This is a genomic window from Geodermatophilus sp. SYSU D00079, assembly GCF_054050635.1.
The window spans coordinates 1-17,905 of the sequence record NZ_JBJGZS010000031.1 but is presented as its reverse complement, the minus strand read 5'-3'; the positions used below and the strand labels follow the sequence as shown (position 1 = coordinate 17,905).

General features: G+C 74.6%; 12 protein-coding genes. 10 read left to right on the top strand and 2 right to left on the bottom strand.

Annotated elements, in window-relative coordinates; all coding sequences use genetic code 11:
- The first annotated feature begins 34 nt into the window (after positions 1–34).
- From ACI79E_RS19675 to araA, 8 genes are all read left to right on the top strand, one after another.
- Entirely contained in the window at positions 35–970 is a 936-nt protein-coding gene (locus ACI79E_RS19675; protein ID WP_456934261.1) for a DUF5926 family protein, read from the top strand.
- A 328-nt stretch (positions 971–1,298) separates the two neighbouring features.
- Positions 1,299–2,435 (top strand): multiple monosaccharide ABC transporter substrate-binding protein, encoded by a 1,137-nt coding sequence (gene chvE, locus ACI79E_RS19670; RefSeq protein ID WP_456934260.1) that lies wholly within the window; start codon positions 1,299–1,301, stop codon positions 2,433–2,435.
- Between the two features lie 168 nt (positions 2,436–2,603).
- The gene (gene mmsA / locus ACI79E_RS19665; RefSeq protein WP_456934259.1) at positions 2,604–4,142 is read left to right on the top strand and encodes a multiple monosaccharide ABC transporter ATP-binding protein; all 1,539 of its coding nucleotides are present in this window, start codon (positions 2,604–2,606) and stop codon (positions 4,140–4,142) included.
- Complete coding sequence (gene mmsB, locus ACI79E_RS19660) at positions 4,139–5,404, top strand: multiple monosaccharide ABC transporter permease (RefSeq protein WP_456934258.1); 1,266 nt, start codon at positions 4,139–4,141, stop codon at positions 5,402–5,404. The genes mmsA and mmsB overlap by 4 nt, the downstream gene beginning before the upstream one ends.
- Positions 5,405–5,534: 130 nt before the next feature.
- Complete coding sequence (locus ACI79E_RS19655) at positions 5,535–6,527, top strand: LacI family DNA-binding transcriptional regulator (RefSeq protein ID WP_456934257.1); 993 nt, start codon at positions 5,535–5,537, stop codon at positions 6,525–6,527.
- A 103-nt stretch (positions 6,528–6,630) separates the two neighbouring features.
- Positions 6,631–8,310: a xylulokinase gene (locus tag ACI79E_RS19650; RefSeq protein ID WP_456934256.1), complete on the top strand. Its 1,680-nt coding sequence runs from the start codon at positions 6,631–6,633 to the stop codon at positions 8,308–8,310.
- Positions 8,307–8,987: an L-ribulose-5-phosphate 4-epimerase gene (locus tag ACI79E_RS19645; RefSeq protein WP_456934255.1), complete on the top strand. Its 681-nt coding sequence runs from the start codon at positions 8,307–8,309 to the stop codon at positions 8,985–8,987. The genes ACI79E_RS19650 and ACI79E_RS19645 overlap by 4 nt, the downstream gene beginning before the upstream one ends.
- A gap of 10 nt (positions 8,988–8,997) precedes the next feature.
- Positions 8,998–10,509 carry an L-arabinose isomerase gene (araA, locus tag ACI79E_RS19640; RefSeq protein WP_456934254.1) on the top strand — a complete coding sequence of 504 codons (1,512 nt, stop codon included), beginning with the start codon at positions 8,998–9,000 and terminating at the stop codon, positions 10,507–10,509.
- Positions 10,510–10,646: 137 nt separating this feature from the next.
- Here the strand turns inward: araA and ACI79E_RS19635 are convergent, their stop codons facing one another.
- Entirely contained in the window at positions 10,647–11,885 is a 1,239-nt protein-coding gene (locus ACI79E_RS19635) for an arginine deiminase (protein ID WP_456934253.1), read from the bottom strand.
- A 54-nt stretch (positions 11,886–11,939) separates the two neighbouring features.
- On the opposite strand from ACI79E_RS19635, the gene ACI79E_RS19630 reads away from it, so the two are divergent.
- Positions 11,940–12,548, top strand: coding sequence for a hypothetical protein (locus ACI79E_RS19630; RefSeq protein ID WP_456934252.1), 609 nt, complete (start codon positions 11,940–11,942; stop codon positions 12,546–12,548).
- 21 nt (positions 12,549–12,569) lie between these two features.
- Here ACI79E_RS19630 and ACI79E_RS19625 read toward each other — a convergent pair whose 3' ends face one another.
- Positions 12,570–15,959: a BTAD domain-containing putative transcriptional regulator gene (locus tag ACI79E_RS19625; RefSeq protein ID WP_456934251.1), complete on the bottom strand. Its 3,390-nt coding sequence runs from the start codon at positions 15,957–15,959 to the stop codon at positions 12,570–12,572.
- 182 nt (positions 15,960–16,141) lie between these two features.
- Between ACI79E_RS19625 and ACI79E_RS19620 the strand changes: the two genes are divergently transcribed.
- The gene (locus tag ACI79E_RS19620) at positions 16,142–17,590 is read left to right on the top strand and encodes an FAD-binding oxidoreductase (protein ID WP_456934250.1); all 1,449 of its coding nucleotides are present in this window, start codon (positions 16,142–16,144) and stop codon (positions 17,588–17,590) included.
- Positions 17,591–17,905: the final 315 nt, after the last annotated feature.

The window sequence follows — 17,905 nt, the reverse complement described above, 5'->3', positions numbered from 1 at the left end:
GGGCCCCTGCGAGGGGGCCGCATAGCCTTGCCCCATGGCCCGCTCCGCTACCCGCAAGCGCTCCGCTGCCCCTGCTGCTGACGGCGGCGTCAACCCCAAGGCGCCCTGCCCCTGCGGCTCCGGCCGCCGGTACAAGCACTGCCACGGCTCCGGCTACGCCCCGCCGGTCACCCGCCCGTTCGAGGGGCTGCCCGGTGAGCCGCACTGGGTGGCCCTGCGCGAGCTGGTGCCCGCGGCGACCGCGCCGCTGACGACCACCGACGGCCGCGCGGTCACCCTGGCCAGCGTGCTGCCCGGCGGTGCGCCGGCGCTGGTGCGGGCCAACGGGGAGATCCTGCTCGGCGTCCAGCTGCAGGCCTCCTCCGACGACGTCAGCCGCGACCTCGGGACGGCGCTGGCGGCGGCGCTCGAGGCGCCCAAGGGCGCGCCGGTCGAGCCGGGCCCGGTCGGCGGCGCCGGTTCGGCGGGCCCGCGGCTGCAGGAGCTGCTCGACCTCGACGCGCCGTTCGAGGTCACCGTGCACCCCGACTTCGGCTTCTGGCTGGAGGGCACCGACGCCGGACCCGCCGCGCAGGCCGGGCTCGAGCAGGCCAACGCCGCGGTGCTGCCCACCGAGCTGCTGCCCGACCTCGGCGCGGCCTACTGGGTGCGGCCCGGCGGCGAGCGGGCGCACCTGCGCTGGGTCCGTCCGGAGGCGGAGGAGCCGCTGCTGGACGCCCTGGCCCGGCTGCGCGCCGCCGAGCAGATCACCCTCGGGGAGGGCACCCGCTACGCCGGCGCCTTCCGCGCCCACGGCCTCGTCGTCCCGGTGTGGGACCTGCCGGCCGACACCCCGGCCGCGGAGTGGGCCGGCCCGGCCCGGGAGTTCAGGGAGCGGCTGGAGCAGGCGCTGGCGGTGAGCGACCCGCTCACCGCCGACGAGCGCCGGGCCCGCGCGGGCCTGCTGTCCCGCCAGATCACCCTGCGCTGACGACCGCGCCGCCCGTCGGGCGGCTCGTCTGCGAGGCCCGTGCCCCGTCCACCCCGGTGGGCGGGGCACGCGCGCGTCGGGGCCGGGGAGCGCCGGAAGTTACCGGAGGGTAATGCCTGTCGCGACGGGCTGCGACGCCGACCGGACACGGTGCACCCGAACGAGCTGGACGTTACGAGAACGTGACGGTTTCTTGTCGTCCAGGAGTTGACGCGCTGCCGTTGTTAGCGCTCACACTTATGCGCTCGCCCCGGGGCGAGCCTGAGCGCCGGGGCATTCGGCGGGCAGACGTCTCGAGGAGGAGATGGCAGTGCGGACAAGGCTCGGATTGACCGCCACGAGCGCGGTGCTGGCGCTCTCGCTGGCCGCCTGCGGTGGCGAGGGCGCCGGGGGCAGCGGCGGCGCCGGTGGCGGCGGCGACGCGGAGGACCTGACGATCGGCGTCTCGATGCCGACCCAGACCTCCGAGCGCTGGATCGCCGACGGCAACAACGTCAAGGAGCAGCTGGAGGCCGAGGGGTACGCCGTCGACCTGCAGTACGCCAACGACGACATCCCCACCCAGTCCCAGCAGATCGACCAGATGATCACCGAGGGTGCCGACATCCTCGTCGTCGCGGCGATCGACGGCACCGCGCTCGCGGGCCAGCTGGAGAACGCGGCGTCGAACAACATCCCGGTCATCGCCTACGACCGGCTCATCCGCGACAGCGAGAACGTCGACTTCTACGTCACGTTCGACAACTTCCAGGTCGGCGTGGCCCAGGGCAACGCGCTGCTGACCGGCCTCGGCGTGCTCAACGCCGACGGGTCCCCGGGCAGCGCCACCGGGCCGTTCAACATCGAGCTGTTCGCCGGCTCGCTGGACGACAACAACGCCTTCTTCTTCTGGGACGGCGCCATGTCGGTCCTGCAGCCGAAGATCGACGACGGCACGCTGGTCGTGAAGTCGGGCCAGACGAGCATCGAGCAGGCCGCCATCCTGCGGTGGCAGCAGGAGACCGCCCAGCGGCGCATGGAGGACCTGCTGACCTCCACCTACAACGACGGCTCGGTCGTCAACGGCGTGCTGTCGCCCTACGACGGCATCTCGCGCGGCATCATCACCGCCCTGCAGAACGCCGGCTACGGCCCGACGCTGGACGCGCAGCCGCGGCCGATGCCGGTCGTCACCGGTCAGGACGCCGAGATCGCCTCGGTCAAGCTGATCCAGGACGGTGTCCAGAGCTCCACGATCTTCAAGGACACCCGTCTGCTGGCCGAGCAGGCCGTCGCAGCCGCCTCGGCGTTCGCCGAGGGCAACGAGCCCGAGGCCAACGACACCGAGACCTACGACAACGGGGTCAAGGTCGTCCCCTCGTACCTGCTCCCGGTCGAGACGGTCTTCGCCGAGGACATCCAGTCGGTGCTGATCGACTCCGAGTACTGGACGCAGGAAGAGGTCGCCAGCGGCCAGGCGGACTGACCTCCGTCACCTGAGCCCGGCCGGGCCCGGCAGCGCTGGCTGTCGGGTCCGGCCGGCCCACGGGACGCCCGTCCCGTACGACCTGCCACCCCGCGCGGGGGTGGCGCACACTCTCTCCACCATCCGCGGCGCGCCCGGTGCGCACCGACGACAGGACGACGAGGTCCCATGGACGACCACATCCTGGAGATGCGCTCCATCACCAAGACGTTCCCCGGCGTGAAGGCGCTGTCGGACGTGAACCTGAGGGTCCGCCGCGGCGAGATCCACGCCATCTGCGGGGAGAACGGCGCCGGCAAGTCGACGCTGATGAAGGTCCTCTCCGGCGTCTACCCGGCCGGCAGCTACGACGGCGAGATCATCTACGACGGCCAGCCGGTCCGCTTCAACGGCATCCGCGACAGCGAGCACGTCGGGATCGTGATCATCCACCAGGAGCTCGCCCTGGTGCCCTACCTGTCGATCGCCGAGAACATCTTCCTGGGCAACGAGCGTCGCGGCCGTGGCGGGCTCATCGACTGGAACAAGGCGAACGCCGAGGCCGCCGAGCTGCTCCGGTCGGTGGGCCTGGACGAGAACCCGGTCACCCCGGTCGGCCAGCTCGGCGTCGGCAAGCAGCAGCTGGTGGAGATCGCCAAGGCGCTGTCGAAGGACGTGCGGCTGCTGATCCTCGACGAGCCGACCGCGGCCCTCAACGACAACGACTCGGCGCACCTGCTCGACCTGCTCCGGCGCCTGCGCGAGCGCGGGATCACCTGCATCATGATCTCGCACAAGCTCAACGAGATCACCGCGGTCTCCGACAACGTCACCGTCATCCGCGACGGCCAGACCGTCGAGACGCTGAGCCTGCACGCCGGCGAGGTGACCCAGGAGCGGATCATCCGCGGGATGGTCGGCCGCGACCTGGAGAGCTACTACCCCGAGCGCGAGTCCCACCCCGGCGAGGAGGTGCTGCGCGTCGAGGACTGGACCGTCTGGCACCCCACGCAGGACCGCAAGATCGTCGACGGCGCCAGCTTCACCGTCCGCGCCGGCGAGGTCGTGGGCATCGCCGGTCTGATGGGCGCCGGGCGCACCGAGCTGGCCATGAGCATCTTCGGGCGCGCCTACGGGCGGAACATCAGCGGTCGGATGTTCGTGCACGGCAAGGAGGTCCGGCCGAAGAACGTCGCCGAGGCGATCGACGCCGGCATCGCCTACGCCACCGAGGACCGCAAGCACTACGGCCTGAACCTCATCGAGGACATCCGGCGCAACGTCTCCGCCGCCGCCCTGGACAAGCTCGCCAGCAAGGGCTTCGTCAACGGCAACGAGGAGATCAAGGTCGCCGAGGGCTACCGGAAGAGCATGAACGTCAAGGCGCCGAGCGTCACCTCCGTCGTCGGCAAGCTCTCCGGTGGCAACCAGCAGAAGGTCGTGCTGTCCAAGTGGCTGTACACCGACCCCGAGGTGCTCATCCTCGACGAGCCCACCCGCGGCATCGACGTGGGCGCGAAGTACGAGATCTACACGATCATCAACCGGCTGGTCGCCGCCGGTAAGGCGGTGCTGGTCATCTCCTCCGAGCTGCCCGAGCTGCTGGGCATCAGCGACCGGATCTACACGCTGTCGGCGGGCCGGATCACCGGCGAGATGCCCGTCGAGCAGGCAACCCAGGAGAACCTCATGGAGCTCATGACCAAGGAGAAGGAGCTCGTGGCATGACCAGGACCGTTCCCCCCTCGTCGGAGCCGGAGGCCCAGTCCGCCACGGCTCCCAAGGACGTCGCCCCCGCTGTCGCGCTGCACACCGGGACCAGCAACGTCCGCACCCTGCTCACGAGCAACCTGCGCCAGAGCGGCATCTACGTGGCCTTCGTGGTCATCGTCGCGCTGTTCGCGATCCTGACCGGGGGCACCTCGCTGAGCCCCGGCAACGTCACGAACATCGTCCTGCAGTACAGCTACATCCTGATCCTGGCCATCGGCATGGTCATCGTGATCATCGCCGGGCACATCGACCTCTCCGTCGGGTCGGTGGTCGCGCTCACCGGGGCGGTCTCCGCCGTCCTGGTCATCCGCCAGGGGATGCCGTGGTGGGCCGGCGCGCTCGCCGCGATCGCCGTCGGACTGGCCATCGGTGCCTGGCACGGCTTCTGGGTCGCCTACGTCGGGATCCCGGCGTTCATCGTGACCCTCGCCGGCATGCTCCTGTTCCGCGGGCTCACCCTGCAGGTGCTCGACAACATCTCGCTGTCGCCGTTCCCGGCCGAGTACAGCCGCATCGCCAGCGGCTTCCTCAACGGGCTCATCGGCGGCAACGGGTACGACGCGTTCACCCTACTCATCGGGGCGGTCGCCGTCGCGGGCTACGCGTTCAGCAACTTCCGCACCCGGGTCGCCCGCATCAAATACCAGCAGCCGGTGGAGAGCTTCCCGCTCTTCGTGGCCAAGATCGTCGCGGTCGGGGCCGTGGTCATGGCCTTCGCCTGGCAGCTGGCCCACGCCCGCGGCCTGCCGATCGTGCTGATCATCCTGGCCGTGCTGATCATCGCCTACGGCGTCGTCACCAACCGCACCGTCTTCGGGCGTCAGGTGTACGCGATCGGCGGCAACCTGGCCGCCGCGACGCTGTCGGGCGTCAAGGTCCGGGCGGTCAACTTCTGGATCTTCGTCAACATGGGCTTCCTGGCCGCGATCGCCGGCATCGTGTTCTCGTCGCGGTCCAACGGCGCCCAGCCCAGCGCGGGCAACATGTTCGAGCTCGACGCGATCGCGGCCTGCTTCATCGGCGGTGCGGCCGTCACCGGTGGTGTCGGCACGGTCGTCGGCGCCATGGTCGGCGGTCTGATCATGGCCGTGATGAGCAACGGCATGCAGCTCATGGGCATCGACCAGTCCATCCAGTCGGTGGTCAAGGGCCTGGTCCTGCTCCTGGCCGTGGCGTTCGACGTCTACAACAAGCGGCGGGCCGGCGCCTCGCGCTGAGTCCAGAGGGTGGCCCCGCGGACACCGCGGGGCCACCCCCGCCCGCACGGGGCGACCACACGGGGCAGGGTCGCCCCGTCGACGGGAGGGGTGGACGGTGGAGCCCGAGGGGGCGACACGCTCGCTGGTCATGTCGGACGTCGCCGCCCGGGCCGGTGTCTCGCACCAGACGGTCTCCCGGGTCATCAACGGGCACCGCAACGTCGCACCGCAGACCCGGGAACGGGTCGAGCGGGCGATCCGGGAGCTCGGTTACCGGCCGAACTCCGCCGCGCGGGCGCTGGTCACCGGCTCCACCCGCACCATCGGCTTCGTCACCGTGAACATCAACCAGTACGGCCCGGCGCAGACGCTGGTCGGGCTGGAGCAGGCCGCGCGCGCCGCCGGCTACTCGCTGCTGGTCACCGTCCTGGAGGACGGCACCGCCGAGGCGATGCGCGCCGCGGTGGACCGGTTCGTGGGGCAGTCGGTCGACGCGGTGGTGGCGCAGGCCACCTACGACGACGCGGCCGAGGCCCTGCACCTGGTCGACACCCCCCTCCCGCTGGTCACCGTGCAGAGCGGGGGCGCGGTGGAGGAGCCGGCCGTGGGCGTGGACCAGGTGACCGGCGCGCGGCTGGCCACCCGGCACCTGCTCGACCTCGGCCACCGCACGGTGCACCACGTGACCGGCCCGGCCGACTCCCAGGAGGCGCGCGACCGCATCGCCGGCTGGCGGGCGGAGCTGTGCGCGCACGGGGCGCCGGTCCCGCCGTACCTGCGCGGGGACTGGACGCCGTCGTCGGGCTACGCCGCCGGCAAGGAGCTGGCCGCCCGCGTGCACGCCGGGGAGGAGGTGACTGCGGTGTTCCTCGCCAACGACCAGATGGCGCTCGGGCTGCTGGCCGCCTTCCACGAGGAGGGCCTGGAGGCGCCGCGCGACGTCAGCGTCGTCGGCTTCGACGACCTGCCCGAGGCCCCCTACTTCACCCCGCCGCTGACCACCGTCCGCCAGGACTTCGCCGAGCTCGGCCGCCGCGGGGTGCGGTTGGTGCTGGCCCGGCTCCAGGGCGAGGAACTGCACCCCGACCCCGTGCCGGCGACCCTGCTGGTGCGGTCCAGCACGGGGCCGGCCCCGGCATGAGGAGACGTCGTGTTAGCGCTAACATCCCGGGACGTGCCGTCTCCCGCGATCGACCGGATCGCCGGGACAGGGCTGTCCACGCCGGTCGAGAGGGTCTCCTGACATGACGACGGATGCCGCCGCAGCCATCACCGGCGGCCGCACGGCCCTGGGGATCGAGCTGGGGTCGACCCGGATCAAGGCGGTGCTGATCGGTCCGGACTCCGCGCCGCTGGCCGTCGGCAGCTCCGACTGGGAGAACCAGCTCGTGGACCGGTTGTGGACCTACTCGCTGGACGACGTCTGGGCGGGGGTGCAGCAGAGCGTCGCGACCCTGGCCGACGACGTGCGACGACGCCACGGGGTCGAGCTGGCCGGCCTCGGCGCCCTCGGTGTGTCGGCGATGATGCACGGCTACCTCGCGTTCGACGCCGACGGTGCGCTGCTCACGCCGTTCCGCACGTGGCGCAACACGAACACCGGCCGGGCGGCCGAGCGGCTCAGCGCGGAGTTCGGCTGCAACATCCCGCACCGGTGGAGCGTGGCGCACCTCTACCAGGCGATCCTGGACGGCGAGGAGCACGTCGCCCGCCTGGACCACCTGACCACCCTGGCCGGCTACGTGCACTGGCAGCTCACCGGCGAGAAGGTCCTCGGCATCGGGGACGCCAGCGGCATGCTGCCGATCGACGACCGCACCCGCGGCTACGACGCCACGATGCTGGCCCGGTTCGACGAGCTGGCCGCCGAGGCGGGGGTCGAGCTGACCCTGGCCGAGCTGCTGCCCGCCGTCGCCCCCGCCGGCCGTCCGGCGGGCACGCTGACCGAGGCGGGCGCGGCGCTGCTGGACCCGACCGGGCGACTGCGCCCCGGCATCCCGCTGTGTCCGCCGGAGGGGGACGCGGGCACGGGGATGGTCGCCACCAACTCGGTCGCCCCGCGCACCGGCAACGTCTCGGCCGGGACGAGCATCTTCGCCATGGTGGTGCTCGAGCGGGAGCTCACCCGGGTGCACCGCGAGCTGGACCTGGTCACCACGCCGGCCGGGGACCCGGTGGCGATGGTGCACTGCAACAACGGGGCCAGCGAGCTCGACGCCTGGGTCGGGATGTTCGCCGAGTTCGCGCGGGCGCTGGGGGTCGAGGCCGACCCGTCGGCGGTCTTCGGGACGCTGTTCACCGCCGCACTGGGCGGAGCGAGCGACTGCGGCGGGATGCTCGCCTACAACTACCTCTCCGGGGAGCCGATCACCGGCCTCGAGGAGGGCCGGCCGCTCTTCCTGCGGTCGCCGGACAGCCGGCTCGACCTCGGCACCTTCATGCGGACGCACCTGTTCTCGTCCCTGGCCACCCTGCGGATCGGCATGGACGTCCTGCAGAAGACCGAGGGCGTGCGGCTGGACCGGATGTTCGCGCACGGCGGCATGTTCAAGACCGAGGGCGTCGCCCAGCGCTTCCTGGCCGCGGCCATCGACACCCCGGTCTCCGTCGGCGACGTCGCCGGCGAGGGGGGCGCCTGGGGCATCGCGGTCCTGGCCGCCTTCGCCGCCGCCGGCTCGGCAGGGCCGGGTCGCCCGGAGGGACAGAGCCTGGCCGACTACCTGGACACCGCGGTCTTCGGCAGCGCGACCCTGCAGACGGTCGAGCCCGACCCGGCCGACGTCGCGGGCTTCGACGCGTTCGTGCAGCGGTACGTCGCCGCACTCCCGGTCGAGCGGGCCGCCGTGGACCACGTGGGCGTGGGCCGGCGGCAGACCGCCGAACCCGACCCGACCCCCGCACTCCCCGAGGAGCAGCTGGCATGACCACCACCGAGTCCCGCACCGAGCGGGGCACCCACCGCGCGCAGCGGGAGCACGTCGCGGCGCTGCACACCTACCTGACCCGGTACGCGCTGGTGACCTGGACCTCCGGGAACGTCTCCGAGCGGGTGCCGGGTGAGGACCTCTTCGTCATCAAGGGCAGCGGGGTCGAGTACGACGAGCTGACCTGGGAGGGCGTCACCGTCTGCGACCTGGACGGCAACGCCGTCGACGGGGTCAAGAAGCCCTCCAGCGACACCGACGCGCACGCCTACGTGTACCGGCACATGCCCGAGGTCAACGGCCAGGTGCACACGCACAGCCCGTACGCCACCGCCTGGGCCGCGCGGGCCGAGCCGATCCCGTGCGTGCTCACCGCGATGGCCGACGAGTTCGGCGGCGCCATCCCGGTCGGGCCGTTCGCGCTCATCGGCGACGACTCGATCGGCCAGGGCATCGTCGCCACGCTGTCGGGCTCCCGCTCGCCGGCGGTGCTCATGCAGAACCACGGCGTGTTCACCATCGGCCCGTCGGCGAAGGCCGCGGTCAAGGCCGCGGTCATGACCGAGGACGTCGCCCGCACGGTGCACCTCTCCCGCCAGCTGGGCGAGCCGCTGCCGATCGCCCAGGCCGACGTCGACTCCTTGTACGCGCGCTACCAGAACGTCTACGGACAGTGAGGAAGGCTTGATGCGCACGGACCCGTTCACCGGGCACGAGCTGTGGTTCCTGACCGGCAGCCAGGGGCTGTACGGCGAGGAGACGCTCCAGCAGGTCGCCGAGCAGTCCCAGCGGGTCGCCGCCGCGCTCGACGCCGCCGGTGAGGTCCCGATCCGGGTGGTCTGGAAGCCGGTCCTCACCGACGCCGGCGCCATCCGGCGGGCGATGGGCGAGGCCAACGAGGACCCCTCCTGCGTCGGCGTCATCACCTGGATGCACACCTTCTCCCCGGCGAAGATGTGGATCTCCGGGCTGGACGCGCTGCGCAAGCCGCTGCTGCACCTGCACACCCAGGCCGACGCCGCCCTGCCGTGGGCGACGATCGACATGGACTTCATGAACCTCAACCAGGCCGCCCACGGCGACCGGGAGTACGGGTTCGTCCTCACCCGGCTGCGCATGCCGCGGACCACGGTGGCCGGGCACGTCTCCAACCCGCGGGTGCTCGCCCGGGTCGGCTCGTGGGCGCGCGCCGCGGCCGCCGCCTCCGCCGTGCGGTCGCTCCGGCTGGCCCGCTTCGGCGACAACATGCGCAACGTCGCGGTCACCGAGGGCGACAAGGTGGAGGCCGAGATCCGGTTCGGCGTCTCGGTGAACACCTGGGGCGTGAACGACCTGGTCGCCGTCGTCGACGCCGTCGAGGACCCCGCCGTCGACGCGCTGGTGGCGGAGTACGGCGACCTCTACGACTTCGCCGACGACGCCGCGCCCGGCGGGCCCGCGCACGAGGCGGTGCGCTACCAGGCCCGCATCGAGGCCGCGCTGCGCACCTTCCTCGAGGACGGCGGCTTCGGCGCGTTCACCACCAACTTCGAGGACCTCGGCGGCCTGCGCCAGCTGCCCGGCCTCGCCGTCCAGCGGCTGATGGCCGACGGCTACGGCTTCGGCGGTGAGGGTGACTGGAAGACCTCGGTGCTGCTGCACACCCTCAAGGTGGCGGCCCACGGGCTGCCCGGGGGCACCTCGTTCATGGAGGACTACACCTACCACCTGGCCACCGACACCCCGAAGATCCTCGGTGCGCACATGCTCGAGGTCTGCCCGACGATCGCCGGTGGGCGGCCTCGGGTCGAGGTGCACCCGCTGTCGATCGGTGGCCGGGAGGACCCCGCCCGGCTGGTGTTCACCGCGGCGCCGGGCGAGGGCGTCGTCGTGGGCTGGTGTGACCTGGGCGACCGGTTCCGCTGGGTGGCCAACGAGATCGACGTCGTCGAGCCCGACGAGCCGCTGCCCAACCTCCCCGTCGCCCGCGCCGTCTGGGAGCCCCGGCCGGACTTCGAGACGGCGACCGAGGGCTGGCTGACCGCCGGCGGCCCGCACCACACGGTGCTGTCGACGGCCCTGGGCGCCGACGAGCTCACCGACCTGGCGGAGGTGTTCTCCACCGAGCTGGTGCTCATCGACGCGGAGACCACCCGGCGGTCGCTGGCCAAGGAGCTGCGCTGGTCGGCGGCCTACCACCGGCTGGCCCAGGGCCTCTGACGCCGTCCCTCGACGGGCCGACCCTCCCTCCGGGGGACTTCGTGCTCTGCCCACCAGGGTGGGCAGAGCACGAGCTCACCGGGGTCGAGCCGGTCGCTCCCTGAGCCGGCGGCTCGGCCGGGGAGGGGCGCGGCGGGTCACCGGGCCGGCAGCGGGGCCCGGGAGACCGGGCAGGACATGCACCGCGGGCCGCCGCGCCCGCTGCCCAGCTCCGAGCCGGCGATCCGGACCACCTCGATGCCCGCGGCCTCCAGCGCGGCATTGGTGACGGTGTTGCGCTCGTAGGCCACGGTCAGCCGCGGGGCCAGCGCCAGGGTGTTGTTGCCGTCGTCCCACTGCTCGCGCTCGGCGGTGACGGGGTCCAGGCCGGTGTCGATCAGCCGCAGCCGGTCGATCCCCATCGCCGCGGCCGCCGCCTCGAGGAACGGCGCCGGCCCCCGGACGGCGAGGTCGGTGCTGTCGTCGTCGTCGGGCGGCTCGTCGCCGGCGGTGACCGTCCAGGCGACCAGGGAGTCGGCGACCGCGGGGTACATGACGAACGCGTCGACGTCGACCATCGTGGCGATGGTGTCCAGGTGCATCGTCGCCCGCTCCTGGGCGATGGGGACGACGAGCACCGTGTGCGCCAGCCCGCGGGCGAACACCCGCCGGGCCAGCCGCTCCGCACCGCCGGGCGTCGTCCGCTCGCCCACGCCGACGGCCAGCACGCCGGGGGCGAGGAGCAGCACGTCCCCGCCCTCCAGGTGCTCCAGGGAGGCGTCGTAGAGCTGCTCGGCGCCGGCGAACCGCGGGTGGTGGGCGTAGACCGCCGCGGTGATCGTGCTCTCGCGGTGCCGGGCCGGCATGGCCAGCGACGTGACGGCGACCTGGTCGCCCACCCACACCGAGGAGTCGCGGGTGAACAGCAGGTTGGGCAGCGGCGGGACGACGAAGTCGCCGCGGCCCATCAGCTCGAAGGACAACCCGCGGGCCCCGGGGAGCTCGTCGTGCGCCAGCCCGGCGATCAGGGCACCGGCGAGGTCGGCGGGGGAGAGGTCGGCCAGGTGGGCGGCCGCGGCCCGCTTCAGCGTGGCCCCCAGCCGCGGGTCGTCGACCGCCGCGGCCACGAGTTCGTGCCGCGCGGCCGGGACGGCCAGCACCTCGGTCAGCAGCCGGTCCAGGTACAGCACCTCCACCCCGCGCGCGGCCAGCTCGGCGGCGAAGGCGTCGTGCTCGTCCTGCGCCCGCCGCACCCACGGGACGCCGTCGAACAGCAGCTGGTCGTTGTTGCGCGGGGTCAGCCGGCGCAGCTCGGCGCCCGGGCGGTGCAGCAGCACCGTCCGCAGCGGCCCGACCTCGCTGGTCGCGCCCAGGGCGGCGGTCTCGACGGCGGTCATGGGGCGAGGCTGGCACAGGGGGCGCCCGGTCCGCTGGGCGTGCATCCTCGACCGGTGGCCCGGCTCCGCTTCGACGGCTGGATCCTCGGCGTCGGCACGGCGTCGGGCACGCGGATCGTCGTCGGGCACTGGCCGCGGTCCCCGCTCGGGCCGCTGTCCGACGTCATGGTCCAGCGCCCCGACGGCGTCCGGGTGCTGCTGGCGCCGTCGTCCGCGGCCGTCGACTTCATCACGGCGACCTACACCTTCGACGAGGTGCGGCTGGTCGACGTGACCGTGGCCCGGCCGGACCCCGCGACCTGGACGGTGACGGCCGGGCCACTGCGGCTGCGGGTCGTCACCGGCCGCCGGTCGCCCCTCGGGTGGCTGCTGCACGCCGTCCCGGCGCCCCTGGCCCGGGCCCCGGCGTGGGTGCGGCTGCTCGACCGGCCGGCGCGGGTGCTGACCGGCCTGCGCACCACCGGGTCGGCCGGCAACGGGCGCACCGAGTGGTACGGCGTGCAGGACCTGCACACGGTGACGGCGGTGGACGCCGCGTGGGACGGCGCACCGCTGGGCGCGCTGGCCGCGGTGCGGCCGCCGGTCACCTTCGGGTTCGGCTCGGTGCCGCCGGAGCCCAGCCTGGCCCGGGTGACGACGACGGTGCACCTGCCCGACGGCTGACCGGCAGGACGACGAGCGGGGTCAGGCGGACCGGGGGGCCGAGCCGTTCCGGCCGGGGCCGGTGGCCGTCTCCTCGGGCACCCGCGCCAGGTGCGAGTCGGCCAGGGCCACCTGGTGCGGCGACCCGACCGCGAGGCCCTGCCGGCGCGCGGCCCGCCACCACTCGCGGGCGGCGTCCGGATCGCCGGTGTGCTCGGCGATCCGGCCCAGCAGCTCGTCGTAGGCGCCCAGGCTGAACGACGGCGTCCCGAGCACCGCCTGCCGGCCGTGGAACGGACGCAGCTGGACGGTGGCCGCCTCGAGCTCCGGCTCGTCGCCGATCTGCAGGGCCACCTCCGCCTCGAGCAGGACCGCGACGTCGCTGGCCCAGTCCCGGACGTGGGTGCGGCCCCACCGCTTGCGCAGCCGCCGGGCCTCGGCGAGGTCCCCGGACTCGGCCGCCGCGAGCACCGCCATCAGCTGCAGCAGCGGGTTGCCCTCGTCGCCGGTGCGCACGAGCAGGTCGATCGCCTCGGGCAGCCGGTGGTCGCCCCGGCGCAGCGTGAACTGGTGTGCGGCGTAGGCGTGCAGGGCGTGCGGGGTGACCTTGCGGTACAGCTCGTAGGCCTCGGTGGTCAGCTCCTCGGCACGGGCGGCGTCCCCGCGCAGCCACGCCGCCCCGGCCTGCTGCCACAGCACGTGCGGGCGCACCTCGGGCCCGGACAGCGAGATCGACAGCCGGCGACCGGCGTCCAGGTCGGCCTCGAAGCCGCGCAGGTCGGCCAGGTGCAGCCGGATCGCCGCACGGTGCAGCCGGGCGTAGAACTCGGTGCGCCGCGGCAGCCCGCGGCCCGCCCGCGCCAGGGCCTCGTCGGAGGCCGCCAGCCGCAGCTCCGCGGCCCCCGGGCGCCCCCAGACGGCGAGGGAGAGGTTGTTGAGCGTGCGTCCGAGCAGCTCCGGGTCGTCCAGCTCCCGGGCCAGCTCGACGGCCCGCTCCGCGTAGCGCGGACCCTTCTGGAGGTCCTCGCTGAAGGCCAGCTCCACCCCGAGGGTGCCCAGCAGCCGGGCGGTCAGCCGGTCGCGTTCGGCCGGGTCGGGGGCCAGCTCGTCCCGCTCCTCGAGGAGGTCCTCCAGCAGGGTGACCATCTCGTGGTCGACGACGCCGTGCGGCCGCCAGTTCCACAGCGTCGGGGAGCCCCAGACCGCCGCGGACTCCAGCAGGCAGCGCCGGTCGCCCAGCTCCCGGGCCACCGCGATCGCCTGGGCGACCACCTCCTGGGCCTCGGTGCGCTCGCCGCTGCGCAGCAGGTCGTTGCCGAGGGCGGTGAGCAGGTCGTGGCGGGTACGGGCCGCGCCGGCCTCGGCCGGGTCCAGCAGCGACAGGGCCCGCCGCACGTGCGTGGCGGCCTCCCCGTGCGCCAGCCGCTCGCGGGCCGCCCGCGCGGCGGCGGTCGAGTAGCGCAGCGCCGGCCCCGGGCCGACGACGGGGACGGCCTCGACGAAGTGGTGGGCCAGCCGCTCGACCAGGGCGTCGTCGGCCCGGCCGCCGGTGGCCCGCCGCTCCAGTGCCGCGGCCAGGGCGGCGTGCAGGCGGGCCCGGCGCAGCCGCGGCAGGTCCGCGTACAGCACCTCCTGGACCAGGGCGTGGGTGAACCGCCAGCTCCACGGCCGGCTGCCCTCCACGACCAGCCCGTAGGCGGTCGCCGAGTCCAGCGCCGCCAGCGCCTCCTCGGCCGGGGTGCCGGTGGCCTCGAGCAGGTCCAGCCCCACCTCGCGCCCGGCGACGGCGGCGAGCTCCAGGACCTCCCGGGTGCCGGCCGGCAGCCTCTGCAGCCGGTGGCGCAGGACCTCACCGACCGACGGCGGCACCGGCAGCCGGTCCAGGTGCAGGTCGTGGGCGCCCACCATCCACCGGGCCAGCTCGACGACGAAGAACGGGTTGCCCGCGGTGCGGTCGTGCACGGTCTCGGCCAGGGAGCGCCCGCCGACGGCGCCCAGCTGCCCGGCCATCAGCGCCCCGACGTCCTCGGTGCTCAGGCCGGTCAGCCGGATCCGGCTGGCCGCGGGCTCGCGGTTGAGCCGGGCCAGGCAGTCGACCACGGCGGACGGGAGGTCCTCGCCGATCGACCGGACGGTGACGATGAGCATCAGCGGTGCCCGCGGCAGGTGCCGGGCCAGCAGCCCCAGCAGCTGCACCGACGTCGTGTCGGCCCCCTGCAGGTCGTCGAGGACCACGAGCACCGGGCGCCCGGCCGCGGCGGCCAGGCGCGCCCGCAGGTCCTGGAACAGCGCGAACCGGGCGGCGTCGGCGTCGGCGTCGGTGTCGTCGGGCAACGGGGGCAGCGGGTCCTGCCCGAGCTGCTCGAGCACCTGGGTCCACGGCCACAGCGCGGGCGCGCCGGCGTCGTCGGCGCACCGGCTCCACGCCACCGACCACCCGGCCGCCCGGCCGGCGTCGGCGGCCGCCTCCGCCAGGCGGGTCTTGCCGATGCCGGCCTCCCCGCCGAGCACCACGATGCCCGGCCGCCCGGCGGCCGCCTGCTCGGAGACCGCGCGCAGGTGGGCGAGCTCGGCCTGCCGGCCCACCAGGGTCTCGCTGCCGGGGACCGCCGCGGGCATGGGCGCCGGCGGCGGGACGACGGCGAGCACCGGGCGGGGCAGCCGGTCGGTGAGGCGGGGGTCCTGGCGCAGCACCGCCCGCTCCAGGTCGCGCAGTTCCGGGCCCGGGTCGATGCCGAGCTCGTCGCGCAGCAGCTCGGTGCACCGGCGCAGCGCGTCGAGGGCGTCGGCCTGCCGGTCGGCGGCGTAGAGGGCGGTCACCAGGCGACCCCACAGCCGCTCGCGCAGCGGGTGCTCGGCGACGAGGCGCTGCAGGTCCGTGACGGCCGCCTCGGCCCGGCCCATCGCCAGCAGCGCGTCGCAGCGCCGCTCCCGGGCCCGCACGTACAGCTCGGTCAGCCGCAGCCGGTCGGTGCCCGCGCCCGGCTGGTCGCCCAGCTCGGCGAGTGGCTGGCCGCGCCACAGCCCCAGGGCCTGGTCCAGCAGCGCCACGCCGCGCGCGGGGTCACCGCCGTCCACCGCCCGGTCACCCTCGTCGACCAGCTGGGCGAAGCGCAGGCTGTCCAGCTCGCCGGCGTCGGCCTGCACCAGGTACCCCGGCGGGCGGGTGAGCAGGATCTTCGGCGCCTCCCGCGGGCCGCGGTCGGGCTCCAGCACCCGCCGCAGGTGGGAGACGTAGGCCTGCAGGGTGCCGGTGACCGTGGGCGGTGGGTCGTCGCCCCAGAGGGTGGCGACGATGCGGTCGATCGCGACCGCGCGGCCGGGCTCGGCGAGCAGGAGCGTCAGCAGCGCCCTCGGCTTGGCGCCACCCACGTCCAGCAGCCGACCGTCGGGGCCCGTGACCTCGAGCGGCCCGAGGACGCGGTAACGCACGAGGCGGGATCCTCGCAGGTCCGGGAGGAGAGCGGGAGCCCTTTCCGGTCGCCGGCGCCCGCAAGTGGGCGCCCAAGCCGGCTGCAAGTGCGCGGCAAGTCCCCGCGGCCAGGGTCGTCCCCGTCAGAAACCGAGCCCGCGGCACCGTCGCCGCGACCGTCGTCACGAGGGAATCCCCCGCCATGAGCGTCACCGAGGCCCGTTCCGCGACCATCCCCGCCCCGCGTCCCGCCGCCGACCCGTCGCCGCCGGCGGTCCCGGCCGCCGACGTCGAGGCGCTGCGCAGCCGCGTCCACGGCCCGGTCTACACCGCCGGCGACGAGGGCATCGCCGCCGAGGTCGCCGCGTGGAACGTCGCGGTCCGGCACACCCCCGCGGTGGCGGTGGGCGCCACGTGCGCCGCCGACGTCGCCGCCGCCGTCACCTGGGCGGCCGCCCACGGCCTGCCGGTCGCGGTCCAGGCCACCGGGCACGGGCCGGTGCGCAACGCCGACGGCACCGTGTTCGTCTCCACCCGCCGCATGCAGGGCGTCACCGTCGACCCGGTCCGCCGCACCGCCCGCGTGGAGGCGGGCGTGAAGTGGGAGAAGGTCCTCACCGCCGCGGCCGAGCACGGGCTGACCGGGCTGTGCGGCTCGTCGTCCGACGTCGGCGTGGTCGGCTACACCGTCGGCGGCGGCATGGGGTCGCTCGGCCGCCGGTACGGCTTCGCCGCCGACTCCGTCGTCGCCTTCGACATCGTCACCGCCGACGGAGCGCTGCGCACCGTCTGCGCCGAGAGCGAGCCCGAGCTGTTCTGGGCCGTCCGCGGCGGCAAGGGCAACTTCGGCATCGTCACCTCGCTGGAGTTCGAGCTGGTCCCGGTCGGCTCGATCGTCGGCGGCGGGATCTTCTTCGCCGCGGAGGACGCCGCCGCCGTCCTGCACGCCTTCCGCGTCTGGGCGCCGGCCCTGCCCGAGGAGGTCGGCACCTCGATCGCCGTCCTGCGGCTGCCGCCGCTGCCGGACCTGCCCGAGCCGCTGCGCGGGCAGACCGTCGTCCACCTGCGCTACGCCTACTGCGGGGACGACCCGGCCGAGGGCGAGCGGCTGGTCGCGCCGATGAGGGCCGCCGGCCGGGTCCTGCTCGGGTTCATCGGCCCGCTGCTGACCACCGAGATGGACGCCGTGCACATGGACCCCAAGGACCCGATGCCCGGCTGGGAGAAGGGCATGCTGCTGGCCGAGCTGACCGAGCAGACCGTCGACGCCTTCCTCGCCGCGGCCGGGCCCCAGGTCGAGGTGCCGCTGGTCATGGCCGAGCTCCGGTTGATGGGCGGCGCGCTGGCCCGCCAGCCGCAGTCGCCCAACGCCGTGGCCGGCCGGGACGCCGCCTGGTCGGTGATGGTGCTCGGCCCGGCGGTGCCGGAGCTGGCCGACGTCCTGCCGCACGTCGGCCGCGGGGTGCTCGCCGCGCTGGCGCCCTGGGCGGCGCCCGGGTGCATGGTCAACTTCCTCGGCGACGTCGCCGGCCCCGCCGAGGTCGCCGCGGCCTACCCGCCGGCGGTCGCCGAGCGGCTGCTCGCGCTCAAGCAGGCGGTCGACCCCGACGGCGTCTTCAGCACGGGGTACGCGCTCGACCCCCGTGCCTGAGGAGGACGACGAGGAACGGCGGGACCAGCCACCCTGGCCCCGCCGCCTCCCGAAGCACCTGCGCCGCCGGCGTCCGCTCGTCCCCGGGTGGGACGAGGAGCCGGCACCGGACGACGGCGGCGACCCGGTGAGGGGCGCCGCCGCCCGCTGGACGGCTCCGCCGGTACGCCCTGACCCGCGTGCCGGAGGGGCCTGCCCTCCCGGGGGGGGGGGGGGGGGGGGGGGGGGGGGGGGGGGGGGGGGGGGGGCGCGGCGCGGGGGCGGGGGGGGGGGGGGGGGGGGGGGGGGGGGGGGGGGGGGGGGCGGCGGGGGGCG